13 protein-coding genes are annotated in these 11924 nt (G+C 73.4%); 10 read left to right on the forward strand and 3 right to left on the reverse strand.

All coding sequences use genetic code 11. From position 1 onward, the window contains the following. Window positions 1–23: 23 nt before the first annotated feature. The 8 genes from lpdA (at window position 24) to J5Y09_RS01830 (ending at window position 6559) form a co-directional block, all read left to right on the forward strand. The gene (lpdA, locus tag J5Y09_RS01795) at window positions 24–1415 is read left to right on the forward strand and encodes a dihydrolipoyl dehydrogenase (protein WP_209349993.1); all 1392 of its coding nucleotides are present in this window, start codon (window positions 24–26) and stop codon (window positions 1413–1415) included. A gap of 70 nt (window positions 1416–1485) precedes the next feature. After that, window positions 1486–1767 carry a PGPGW domain-containing protein gene (locus tag J5Y09_RS01800; RefSeq protein ID WP_209349994.1) on the forward strand — a complete coding sequence of 94 codons (282 nt, stop codon included), beginning with the start codon at window positions 1486–1488 and terminating at the stop codon, window positions 1765–1767. A gap of 42 nt (window positions 1768–1809) precedes the next feature. After that, on the forward strand, window positions 1810–2172 hold the full coding sequence (locus J5Y09_RS01805) for a DUF423 domain-containing protein (protein ID WP_209349995.1): 363 nt from the start codon (window positions 1810–1812) through the stop codon (window positions 2170–2172). Continuing rightward, window positions 2169–3077, forward strand: a complete 909-nt coding sequence (locus tag J5Y09_RS01810) for an SAM-dependent methyltransferase (protein ID WP_209349996.1) — start codon at window positions 2169–2171, stop codon at window positions 3075–3077. Before J5Y09_RS01805 ends, J5Y09_RS01810 begins: the two co-directional genes overlap by 4 nt. Window positions 3078–3295: 218 nt before the next feature. Continuing rightward, the gene (locus J5Y09_RS01815; protein ID WP_209349997.1) at window positions 3296–3601 is read left to right on the forward strand and encodes an EF-hand domain-containing protein; all 306 of its coding nucleotides are present in this window, start codon (window positions 3296–3298) and stop codon (window positions 3599–3601) included. 39 nt (window positions 3602–3640) lie between these two features. After that, complete coding sequence (locus tag J5Y09_RS01820; RefSeq protein ID WP_209349998.1) at window positions 3641–4501, forward strand: YihY/virulence factor BrkB family protein; 861 nt, start codon at window positions 3641–3643, stop codon at window positions 4499–4501. Window positions 4502–4535: 34 nt separating this feature from the next. Then, window positions 4536–5624, forward strand: coding sequence for an enolase C-terminal domain-like protein (locus J5Y09_RS01825; RefSeq protein ID WP_209349999.1), 1089 nt, complete (start codon window positions 4536–4538; stop codon window positions 5622–5624). A 14-nt stretch (window positions 5625–5638) separates the two neighbouring features. Next, window positions 5639–6559, forward strand: coding sequence for an NAD(P)-dependent oxidoreductase (locus J5Y09_RS01830; protein ID WP_209350000.1), 921 nt, complete (start codon window positions 5639–5641; stop codon window positions 6557–6559). Between the two features lie 156 nt (window positions 6560–6715). Here J5Y09_RS01830 and J5Y09_RS01835 read toward each other — a convergent pair whose 3' ends face one another. Both J5Y09_RS01835 and J5Y09_RS01840 read right to left on the reverse strand, forming a co-directional pair. Then, entirely contained in the window at window positions 6716–7330 is a 615-nt protein-coding gene (locus tag J5Y09_RS01835) for a DedA family protein (RefSeq protein WP_209350001.1), read from the reverse strand. After that, entirely contained in the window at window positions 7331–9019 is a 1689-nt protein-coding gene (locus J5Y09_RS01840; RefSeq protein ID WP_209350002.1) for an ArnT family glycosyltransferase, read from the reverse strand. Between the two features lie 91 nt (window positions 9020–9110). On the opposite strand from J5Y09_RS01840, the gene J5Y09_RS01845 reads away from it, so the two are divergent. Further along, window positions 9111–10379, forward strand: a complete 1269-nt coding sequence (locus J5Y09_RS01845; RefSeq protein ID WP_209350003.1) for an RsmB/NOP family class I SAM-dependent RNA methyltransferase — start codon at window positions 9111–9113, stop codon at window positions 10377–10379. A gap of 254 nt (window positions 10380–10633) precedes the next feature. Continuing rightward, window positions 10634–11050, forward strand: a complete 417-nt coding sequence (locus tag J5Y09_RS01850; RefSeq protein ID WP_209350004.1) for a hypothetical protein — start codon at window positions 10634–10636, stop codon at window positions 11048–11050. 209 nt (window positions 11051–11259) lie between these two features. Here J5Y09_RS01850 and J5Y09_RS01855 read toward each other — a convergent pair whose 3' ends face one another. Continuing rightward, window positions 11260–11871: a DUF2459 domain-containing protein gene (locus J5Y09_RS01855; RefSeq protein ID WP_209350005.1), complete on the reverse strand. Its 612-nt coding sequence runs from the start codon at window positions 11869–11871 to the stop codon at window positions 11260–11262. Between the last annotated feature and the right edge of the window lie 53 nt (window positions 11872–11924).

Below are 11924 nucleotides of genomic sequence, written 5' to 3' on the forward strand. Positions count from 1 at the left end.
CCCCGCCAGCGCAGGACCCCGCCATGCCCGAAACCTTCGATGTCATCGTCATCGGCGCCGGTCCGGGCGGCTATGTCTGCGCCATTCGCGCCGCCCAGCTCGGCATGAAGGTCGCCTGCGTCGAGAAGCGGGAGACGCTGGGCGGCACCTGCCTGAACATCGGCTGCATCCCGTCCAAGGCGCTGCTGCATTCCTCCGAGGTGTTCGAGGAAGCCGGCAAGCACTTCGCCGAGCACGGCATCGGGGTGGGGCAGGTGACGCTCGACCTCGCGCGGATGCAGGCGCGCAAGGCCGAGGTGGTCGGCGCCAACGTCAAGGGCGTCGAGTTCCTGTTCAAGAAGAACAAGGTGACCTGGCTGAAGGGGGAAGGACGCATCGCCGCCCCCGGCGTGGTGAGCGTCGCCGGCACGGACTACGCCGCGAAGCATATCGTCATCGCGACCGGGTCCGAATCCACGCCGCTCCGCGGCGTCGAGGTGGATGAGAAGCGCATCGTCACCTCCACCGGCGCGCTGGAGCTGGAAGCCGTGCCGAAGCACCTGGTGGTGATCGGCGGCGGCGTGATCGGGCTCGAGCTGGGCAGCGTCTGGCGCCGGCTCGGCGCCGAGGTGACGGTGATCGAGTTCCTCGACGGCATCCTGCCCGGCATGGACGGGGAGGTGCGCAAGCAGTTCGAGCGCATCCTGACCAAGCAGGGGATGAAGTTCCGCCTGAAGTCCAAGGTGACGAGCGCGGCCGCCGACGCGACCGGCGTGACGCTGAAGGTCGAGCCGGCGGAAGGCGGCGCGGGCGAGGAGCTGCGCGCCGATGTCGTGCTGCTCGCCATCGGCCGGCGCCCCTTCGTCGCGGGCCTCGGGCTCGACGCGGTGGGCGTGGCGCTGGACGAGCGCGGGCGGGTGAAGACCGACGCGCATTTCGCCACGAACGTCCCCGGCATCTACGCCATCGGCGATGCGATCGCCGGCGCGATGCTCGCCCACAAGGCCGAGGACGAGGGCTACGCGCTGGCCGAGATGCTCGCCGGGCAGAAGCCGCACATCAACTACGACGCCATCCCGGGCGTCGTTTACACCTGGCCGGAAGTCGCCGCGGTGGGCGCGACCGAGGAAGCGCTGAAGGCCAAGGGCGTGGCCTACAAGGTCGGGAAGTTCCCCTTCATGGCGAATGGCCGCGCCCGTGCCATGGCCTCGACCGACGGCTTCGTGAAGGTGCTGGCCGACAAGGCCACGGACAAGGTGCTCGGCGCGCACATCGTCGGCCCGGATGCCGGCACGCTGATCGCCGAGATCGCCATGGCGATCGAATTCGGCGCGAGCGCCGAGGACATCGCCCGCGTCAGCCACGCCCACCCTTCGCTGAACGAGGCGGTGAAGGAAGCGGCGATGGCGGCCTGGGACAAGCCGGTGCACGTCTGACGGCGGCGCGGGGCGGGATCATCCCCGCCCCCCGTTGCAGCGGCGCCCTGCGCGGACCATCTGCGCGGCCATGATCATCCTGCGTCCCTCGCTTCCCCGGAAGGTCATGGGCTGGGGGCTGCTGTTCCTCGGCGTGCTCGGCTTGGTGCTGCCCTTCCTGCAGGGCTTCCTGTTCCTTGCCCTCGGCGTCTTCGTGCTGCGCGACCAGCATATCTGGGCGGCGCGGCGCTGGGGCTGGCTGGCGGATCGCTGGCCGCAGCATGTGGGCCGCGTCGAGGAGATGGAGGCGAGCCTCGGCCGCCGCATGGCCGGCGCGACGGAACGCGTCCGGCGCCTGTTCGGCCGCGCCTGAGCCCCCTGGCCGCCGCGCGCCGCACGGCGTAAGGCTCCCTCCATGCATCGGCTCTGGCTTTTCCTGGGCGCGCTTGCCGGGCTCGGCGCCGTCGCCCTGTCCGCCTGGGCCGCCCATGGCACCCCCGCGGGCTTCGAGGGCGCGCAGCGCCGCGCCGTGGACAGCGCGCTGACCATGCAGGGCTGGCACGCGCTGGCGCTGCTCGCCGCGGGGCTGATGGCCGAGCGGGGGCGGGGGCTCGCGCATCTCGCCGGGGCCTGCTTCGCGCTGGGCGCCGCGCTGTTCTGCGGGGCGGTGTGGTGGACCTCGCTCGGCGGCGCGCCGGTCGGGCCCGTGGCGCCGGCGGGCGGGACGCTGCTGATGGCGGGCTGGATCGCGCTCGCCCTGGCCGCGCTGAAGCGGTGATCCGCGCCGCCTACCTGGCCGCGGAGGGGTTCGAGGCCGAGCTCGCCGAGGACCTTCGCCGCGCCGGCGCCGCCATCGCGGGCTGGCATGGGCGGCTCGCCCTGTCGCCCGACCCGCCCGCGCCCGCGCCCTGGGCGCTCGAGACCTGGACGGCGCCGGCCGAAATCCCCGTCCCTTCCGTGAAGGCGGGGGCGGATGCGCTGCGCGCCATCCAGCGCAACTGGGCGCATTACCCGCTGCTGCATCATCGCCGGTCCGCCCTGCTGGCCGACCGCCTGCCGCCGGTGAAGGCGCGGCCGCTGGTCTTCCCCGAACCCGCCCCGACCGCCCATCTGGGCGCCTGGACGCTGCTCGCGCCCGACCGGATGCTGGCGAGCCCGACCAAGACCAGCCCCTTCGTGAACGGGGAGGTGCATTTCGCGGAGGACCGTGAGGGCCCGCCATCCCGCGCCTACCTGAAATTGTGGGAGGCGCTGACGCGGCTCGGCCGGCATCCGGGGGCGGGGGAGACCTGCCTCGACCTCGGCGCCGCGCCGGGTGGCTGGACCTGGGTGCTGGCGCGGCTCGGCGCGACGGTGACGGCAGTGGACAAGGCGCCCCTCGACCCGGCCATTTCCGCCATGCCCGGCGTTTCCTGCCGGCAGGAGAGCGCCTTCGGCCTGGACCCCCGGCAGGAAGTGCCGGTCGACTGGCTGTTCTCGGACATCATCTGCTACCCGGCCCGGCTGCTCGCGCTGGTGCGGCGGTGGATGGAGGCCGGGGCGGCGCGGAATTTCGTCTGCACGCTGAAGTTCCAGGGCGAGACGGACCATGCGACGGCGGCGGAATTCGCCGCGATCCCGGGTGCGGTGCTGTTCCACGGGTTCAACAACAAGCATGAGCTGACATTCGCCAGGCTCGGCTAAGTGTCGGGGGGAGAAGGGAACTTCTCCCCCCGAACCCCCCTCAACCTTCTTTGCGACCTGGGGAATCAGTCCCCAATAGACAAAGAAGGGAGGGGGTTCGGGGGAGGTTCATCCTCCCCCGACCTTCTCTGGCACGCCCCGTGCAATGTCCCCGGTGCGCCAGGACGGCGCCGCCCGACAGAAGGACGGGTGAAGACACCATCACGGAGGTTGCAGCCATGCAGATCGTCCCCGACCGGGCCCCTACGGCGCCGCAGGCCATCCGGGCGTTCCGCATGCAGAGCCAGCAGGATGCGGCTCGGCTTCAGGCTGCCGGCGCGCGACAGGATTTCGCCGCCACGCTGCAAGGATTGCGGCCGAGCCCCGCCAACATGGCGGGGCCGGGAACACCCACGGGCAACACGCTCGCCGCCATGCTCCAGCGGCTGGATACCGACCAGGATGGACGGATCACGTCGCTGGAGCTGCGCGCGAGCGGGAAACTCGAGGAAGCACCCCGCGCGGCGGGCATCCCGACGCGCTGAGACTTCCCTTGCGCCTCACGAAGGCGCTACGCCGGCGGCATGGATTCCCTGCCGCCCGCCACCCCGCGCGCCGGCGCCATCGCCATCGCGCGCCGCGTGATGCGCGCGGCGGCGTCCGACCGCATTTCCCTGACCGCGGCGGGCTGCGCCTTCTACGCCATGCTCGCGCTGTTCCCGGCGATCTTCCTGCTCGTGCTCGTCTATGGGCTGTGGTTCGACAAGGCGACGGTCGAGCCGCAGCTTGAGGTGCTGCGCGAGCTGGTGCCGGAGGAAACCTTCGACCTGATCGCCGACCGGCTGCACCAGCTGGTGGAACAACCGCGGCCGCGCCTCGAATGGGGGGCGATCGTCTCGGGCGGTGTGGCCATCTGGTCGGCCTCGGCCGGCACGCGGGCGATGCTGGGGGCGCTGAACATGGCGCATGGCGTCGAGGAATCGCGGAACTTCTTCGTCTATCACCTGCTCGCCATCGGCATGACGCTGTCCATCACCATCGCGGCGACGCTGGCCATCGCGGCGCTGGTCGCGCTGCCGGGGGTCGCGGCGCTGCTGGGGCTGCCGGCGCCGCAGGCCTGGACGCTGCGGGGGATGTCGATGGGCACGCTGCTCGGACTCGTCTTCATCGGGCTGGTGGTGGTCTATCGGCTCGGGCCGTCGGGGCGGCATCCGGGCATCCTGTGGACGCTGCCGGGCGCGGTGGTGGCGACGCTGCTCTGGGCGGCGGCGTCGGCCGGCTTCACGCTCTATGTCTCGAACTTCGCGACCTATGACCTGATGTACGGGCCGCTCGGCGCGGTCGTGGCGCTGCTGATGTGGTTCTGGGTCAGCGTCTATGTCGTGCTGCTCGGCGCCGAGTTGAATGTCGCGCTGGCGGTCGTCCACGCCTCGACGCGGCGCTGAGGCGCGGGCAGGATCTCGGGCGGAGGAACCGCCCATGACGCTGCCGAGGATCGCCGAGCTTCGCGTGCGCGCCGTCGACGCGCCGCTGGACCCGCCGCTGCGCAACAGCCTCAACACCATCCCGCGCGCGCCGCTCGTCATCGTCGACCTCCGCACGAAAGATGGCGCGGCGGGCACGGCCTATGTCTTCCCCTACACGCCGGCGGCACTCGGCCCGACGGCGTCGCTCGCGCGCAGCCTCGGCGCGGGGCTGGTCGGCAAGCCGCTGGCCCCCGCGACGCTGTGGCGGGAGATGCACGATGCCGGCCGCATCCTGGGCACCGAGGGGCTGGTGCAGATCGCGCTCTCCGCGCTCGACATGGCGATGTGGGATGCGCTGGCGGTCACCGCCGGGCTGAAGCTGTGCGAGATGCTGGGGGCGGAGGCGCGCCCCGTTCCGATCTATGCCTCCCTGCGCGGCTGGGGGGCTTCGATGCTGGCCGAGGAAGCGGGCCGCGCGGTCGCGACGCTCGGCGCGCGCTGGATCAAGTTCAAGATCGGGCAAAAGCGGCTGGAGGACGACCTCGACACCGTGCGCGCCGTGCGCGCCGCGGTGGGCGAGGAGGTCGGCATCCTGGTCGACTACAACCAGGCGCTGGATTTGCCGGAGGCCGAGCGCCGCGGCCGCGCGCTGGAAGCCGAGGGCGTGCGCTGGCTCGAGGAACCGCTGCCGGTGCAGGACGATGCGGGGCTCGCGGAACTCGCGCGGCGCCTGGCGCTGCCGGTGCAGGGCGGGGAGAACTGGTGGGGGCCGGCCGCGATGCAGCGCGCGCTGTCGATGGGCGCGGTCGACCTGTGCATGCCGGATGCGATGAAGATCGGCGGCGTCACCGGCTGGCAGCGCGCGGCGGCGATCGCGGCGGCGCATCGCGTGCCGATGTCCTCGCACATCTTCGTGGAGGCCAGCGTGCACCTGCTGAACGCGACGCCGACGGCGCATCTGCTGGAACACCTGGACGTGGCGGGGCCGCTGCTGGCCGAACCGCTGCGGGTGAAGGACGGGATGGCGCTGGTGCCCGACCGGCCAGGGATGGGATTGGTGTGGGACGAGGCGATGCTGACCAAGCACGCCGCGGACGTGTGAGAGGACAGACAGAGATGCGCGCAGCCTTCGTCGACGCCAACGCCTCGCTCGCCGAGGTCATGCGGCGCCTGCACCGTCCCGACGACCTGCCGGTCGCGATCCACGAGGACCCGGACATCACGCCCGAGGCACTTCCCGCCCTGCTCGCCGGCGTGCAGATCGCGATCGACGACCACACGCATTTCCCGGTGGACGTCGTGAAGCGCTGCCCGGACCTGCGGCACATCGTCTTCCTCGGCACCGGCGCGCGGTCCTACATGGACCCGGAGGCGCTGGAAGCCGAATGCGGCGTGAAGGTGCACATCATCAAGGGCTATGGCGACACCGCGGTCGCCGAGATGGCCTTCGCGCTGATGTGGGGCGCGGCGCGCGGCCTCGGCCTGATGCACCACGCCATCAAGGGCGGCGGATGGCCGCGCACGGACGGGATGCAGCTGACGGGCAAGACCGTCGGCATCATCGGCTTCGGCGGCATCGGGGCCGAGATGGCGCGGCTGTGCAACGGCGCGGGGATGAAGGTGCTGGCCTGGAACCGCACGCCCAAGTCCGCGCCGGGCGTCACCTTCACCGACGTCGACACGCTGCTCGCGCAAAGCGACGTCGTCTCCCTGCACCTGCTGCTGAACGACGAGACGCGCGGGTTCCTCAACGCCGAGCGCCTCGCGCGCATGAAGCCGGGCGCGCTGTTCGTGAACACCGCGCGCGGGGCGATCGTGGACGAGGCGGCGCTGACGGAAGCGATCCGCAGCGGACGCATCGGGGCGGCGGGGCTCGACGTGTTCGTCGAGGAACCGCTGCCGGCGGGGCATCCGCTCACGGCGCTCGACAATGTGGTGCTGGCCTCGCATTCCGCGTTCCGTACGCCGGAAGCGACGGACAACCTGATCGAGGCGTCGCTGGTGCATTGCAGGCGGATTCTCCGCGACGGCGCGTAAAAGCGCGGGGCTCTGCCCCGCCCCCCGCCGAGGGCCGAAAGGCCCTCGGAACCCAACACCTGGGGCGCCATTCATCGTGGCGCGGAGTCCCGGTTTCCAAAGGCCCTTGGGCCTTTGGCGGGGAGGCCCGGAGGGGCAGCGCCCCTCCGGCCAAAATCACGCCCGCCGCCGCCGCGCCCTGCGGAACGCGAACACCAGGTGCGCGCCGTAGCCGCCCGCCGCGATGCCCACCACCACCCAGGCCAGCGGCTCGATCCAGTGCTGCACCTTGTCGTAGTGGTCTTCCAGCATGTACCCGGCCGTCGCCAGGAAGGTCAGCCAGATCAGCGACCCCAGCGAGGTCCACAGGTAGAACACCCCGCGCGGGATCTCGACCATCCCCGCGGGCACCGAGATCAGCGTCCGCACGCCCGGCAGCATCCGCCCGAAGCAGATCGCGATCGGGCCGAAGCGGCGCAGCAGGCCCGTCGCACGGTCGAGGTCTTCCTCCTCCACCGCGAACCACTTGCCGTAGCGCGCGACCAGCGGGCGGAAGCGTTCCACCCCCAGCCAGCGGCCCAGCTCGTACCAGACCACGTTGCCCGCGACGGTGCCGGCGACCGCGAAGACGATCAGCCCGACCAGCGACATCTCGCCCCGCGCCGCCGCGAAGCCGGCCGCGGCCATGATCAGCTCCGACGGGATGGGCGGGAACAGGTTCTCCAGCACCATCAGCGCGAAGACGCCGGCCAGCCCGCCGGCCGCGACCAGGTTCGTCACCCACTCGAACATCTATTCCACCTTGAACAGCGAGAGCGTGACCCAGCGCCCGCGCACATAGTTCAGGCCGGTCACCGAGCCGAGCTCGGCCACCGTGAGGCCCCGCTCCGCCGCGGCGCGACGGAAGGCCGCTTCCTGCCGGTCGTTCACGGCGGCAATGCGGCCATCCCCGCCGGCGAGGAATTCCGCCGCCGCCGGCCCGTCCCGCAGCAGCCGGATGGCCCCGCCCATGGCGAATTGCAGGGATGGTTCGTGGTGGCCGACCACGCCGAAGCGTTCGGGCGGCAGGCGCGGCGCGACCTCGGCCACCCGGGCGGCCAGCCGCGGGGAGATCCACACCGCCTCCATCCGCGGAATCGTGCCTTCCAGCACCGAGGCATAGAGCGGCACGACGAGGATCGCGCCGGCAAGCGCCGCCCGCCCCCAGGCCTGCGCGCGGGCCATCCGGAACAGCAGCACCGCCATGACGATGCCGGCGAGGATGCCGGCCACCGCCATCGGCTTGATGCGGTGTTCCACCACATAGACGGCGACCACGAAGACGAGCGGAAGGCCGACCGCGACGCCGGCCAGCGCGACATTGCCGAGCCAGTTGATCCAGCGCGGCGGAGCCTGCCGCAGCGGGTCCATCGCCCAGCGCGCGCCCAGCAGCATCAGCGCGGGGAAGGCGGGCAGGACGTAGTGCGGCAGCTTGGTCTGCACCGCCTCGAACAGCAGCCAGGTCGGCACCGCCCAGGCGAGCAGGAAGCGCACCGGCGCCTGCATCCGGTCCGCCCAGGCGCCGGGCAGGGCGCGCAGCACGATCCAGGCGGCGGGGAAGGCGGTGATGCCGAAGATCGCGGCATACATCCCCGGCGGGCCCCAATGCGCTTCCTCGCCGGAGCCCACCTTGTCGAGCATGTCGCCGCCGAGCGCTTCGCCGAAGAAGCGCCCTTCCGTCGCGATGCCGATGGCGACGAACCAGGGGGCGGCGAAGGCGACCATCAGCGGCAGGCCCCAGCCCGCGCGCAGCGCCGGCAGCCACGGGGCGGACAGCCGCCAGAACCGCCGCCCCGAAGGCCGGTCCATGATGGCGAGCGTCAGCCCCGCCAGCAGCGGCACCATCGGCGCGATCGGCCCCTTGAGCAGCACGCCGAGGCCGAGCGCCGACCAGAACCCCGCCGCCATGGCCGGCGTGAAGCGGTCCGGCGCGAGATAGGCGCGCCCCATCAGCCCCATCGCGACGGTGATGGCCGCCAGCAGCGCCGCATCCGTCTTGGCGATGTGGGTTTCCACCACCAGCACCATGCAGGGCGCGAGCATGGCCGCCGCGACGAAGGCCGCCCGCCGCCCGACCAGCGCGCGCCCCAGCAGGCAGGTCGCGAGCACCGCGATGATGCCGCCGAGCAGCGACGGGATGCGGTAGGCCCAGATGGAATTGCGCGCCGGGATGCCGACGGCTTCCAGCCCGTGCACCACGGCCGATTGCGCCCAGTGGATGCCGGCCGGCTTCTTGTTGCGCTCGACGTCGCCCAGCCGGATCCGCACATGGTCGCCGGTCTCGACCATCTGGCGCGTGGCCTGGGCGAAGCGGCTTTCGTCCCGGTCCCCCTGGGGGATGGTGAAGAAGCCGGGGAGCCACAGCAGCAGGCAGAGCGCGACCAGCCACAGCGCCGGCCGTCGCGTCTCCGGCAGCCGGTCGAGGAATTCGGCGGGGCGCATCGTGGCGGGCGTCTAGCGCACTATCCGGCCGGGGGGAAACCTTGGCGGTGCGGGCGCCGGCCCGCTCTGGCCTGCCGGGGCGCGGGGTGCCATGAAGCGGCCCGTGACACCTCCCCCGCCCGGATTGCCCACGCGCCGCGCCGCGCGCGACCTGATCGCCGCGTCCCTCGACGAGCGCCGCCCGCTCGAGGACGCGCTGGAAGCCCTGCCGCGCAGGCTCGACCCGCGCGACCGCGCCGCCGCCCACCGCATCGCGGCGATGGTGCTGCGCCGGCTCGGGTCGATCGAGGAAGTGCTCTCGCCCTACCTGCGCAAGGAACCGCCGCCGCCCGCGCGCCACGCGCTGCGCATCGGCGTGGCGGAACTGCTGCTGCTGGACACGCCCGCCCATGCCGCGGTCGCGACCGCCGTCGCGCTGGCGCCGAAGGCCTTCGCCGGGCTGGTCAACGCCGTGCTGCGCAAGGTGGCGACGGAAGGCCCGGCGGTGCTGGAGTCGCTGGACGCCGCGCGGCTCGACACGCCACCCTGGCTCTGGGCGGCCTGGCACGCGGCCTATGGCCCGGCGGTGCGGTCCATCGCCGAAGCCCATCGCGGGCCCGCGCCGCTCGACCTGACCCCGGCGCCCGGCGCGACCCCGCCGGGGGGGGCGGAGGTGCTGCCCACCGGGTCGTGGCGCATGGCCGCGGGCACGCGGGTGACCGACCTGCCGGGCTTCGCCGAGGGCCGCTTCTGGGTGCAGGACGCCGCGGCCGCGCTGCCCGCCCTGCTGCTCGCCCCGCGGGCGGGGGAGAGGATCGCCGACCTGTGCGCCGCGCCGGGCGGCAAGACGGCGCAGCTCGTCGCCGCCGGCGCCACGGTGACGGCGGTGGAACGCGACCCGGCCCGCGCCGCGCGGCTGCGGGAGAACCTCGCCCGGCTGCAGCTGGCGGCCGAGGTGGTGCAGGCCGATGCCGCCGCCTGGACCCCGGCCGAGCCCTTCGACGCCATCCTGCTCGACGCGCCCTGCACCGCGACGGGCACGATCCGCCGGCACCCGGACGTGGCGCATGCCAAGCGGCCGCGGGACGTGGCGAGCGCGGCCGAGGCGCAGGCCCGGCTGCTCGCCGCCGCGGCGCGGATGCTGCGGCCCGGCGGGCGGCTGGTCTTCGCCACCTGTTCCCTGCAGCCCGAGGAAGGGGAGGCGCATCTCGCGCGCGCCGCGGGCCTCGGCCTGGCGCATGAGCCTTTCGCGCCGGGCGAGTTGCCCGGGCTGCCGGAGGCGATCACCCCGGCGGGCTGCCTGCGCACGCGCCCGGACTACTGGGCGGAACGCGGCGGGATGGACGGGTTCTTCGCGGCGCGGTTCCGGCGCGTCGCCTGACCGGCGTCCGGTCGCGCGCAACCGCGACGCGGCCGTGCCGGCGCGACACGACCCGCTCCGGCATCATGCTGTTCCCGAGCAGGACATCCGACCGGATGATGGCGCCCGGTCGGACATGGCTGCGGGCCGGCGGCGGGGCGGCTGGACGGGCCGATGGGCCTTGACCCGGCGCGCGCCGCATCCGGGCGCGGTCCCGCCCGGCGCGGCCCCCCGCCGCGATTGTTCCGCACTTCGCGGCCTGCGATGCTCTCCCCATGGCATCGCCCGAGGAAACCCCGGAGCCAGGACGGGCCGGCGAGATCCGCCGCATGGTCGGCGCCTGCCTCGCGGGGCTGGTCGTCGCGCTGGCGGCCAGCCTCGTGGGTGGCGGCGGCCTGCCCGAGGCGCTGTTGATCGTGGTGCTGGTGATGCTGCCGGTCGGTGTCTTCGCGCTGGCGACCCGGCTGCCGGACCGGGTGCTCGGCGCCGTGGTCGCGGTCACCCTCGCGGGGGCCGCGCTGCCGATGGTCCTGCCGGCCGACGCGATGGGCAGCGGGCCGATCGATTTTTCGACCCTGGCGGAGCGGAAGGGCCTGCTCGCCTATCTCGGCGTGCTGGTGGTCTTCCTGGGCCTGGCGCTCGAAGGCTTGCGCCGCTTGGCCCGCTGGGAACGCTCACGCGGGTCGGACTGAACCGCCGGCGCGGCGGCGCGCGCGACACCCGCCCGCAGCGCCGCGAGGTCCGGCAGGCGCAGCAGCGCGGAACGCATCAGCAGGTCGCGGCGGATGGACATGGTGGGTGAATCCGGGTCCCGATTCGTAGGGTGGAACGTGTTGAAGGCGGCCTTGGTTGCATAGGAAGGACTTCATGGTGGCAGCACCGTGACATTCCGCACGCGGCGTCATGCGGTGCCGGCCTGCCTCGCCTGTTCGGCGCGCAGGGCGGCCATCGCCTCCCCGCGCAGCCGGATGCCGGCGACGGGCACCGGCAGCCCCGCCTCGGCCAGCGCCCGCATGACCCAGGTGTTGCAGGTGAAGCCGAGCGAATAGGGCAGGCGGGAGGGGACCAGCACCTGGCCGCCGCGCGGGTCGGCCGGCGGCGGGTGCGCGACCTGCCCCGCGACGAAGGCCGCGATGGCCGCGGTTCCGCCCGCCGGCAGGCGCAGCGCCAGGCTTTCCTCCGCGCCGCCCGGCACCGGGCCGGGCAGTGCGCGGACCGAGACCACCGCCGGCCCGCCGGCCAGCGCGCCGAGCGCCTCGGCCGAGCCCGGCCGGGCCGCGCGCATCCAGGATTCCAGACCGAAGCCGAAGGCGAAGGAGGCCGCCCAGGGCGCCCCCGCGGCGACGGGCGCGAGCGGCCCGGTGCCGATCGCCCCCGCCGGCAGGCAGAGGTCGAGATGCCAGGCTTCCGCCGCCACCCAGGTGGCCTCGGCCGACAGCGCCGGCGCGGGGCGCGGCGGCGGGCCGGCGCAGGCGGCGACCAGTCCGGGGAGGAGAAGGCGGCGGGAGGGCATGGCCCGCGGGAGATGGGCGCGCGGGGCGCGCGGCGCATCCCCCGGCAGGCCGG

This window comes from Roseomonas nitratireducens, assembly GCF_017813355.1.
In the GTDB taxonomy this organism is placed as follows: domain Bacteria; phylum Pseudomonadota; class Alphaproteobacteria; order Acetobacterales; family Acetobacteraceae; genus Neoroseomonas; species Neoroseomonas nitratireducens.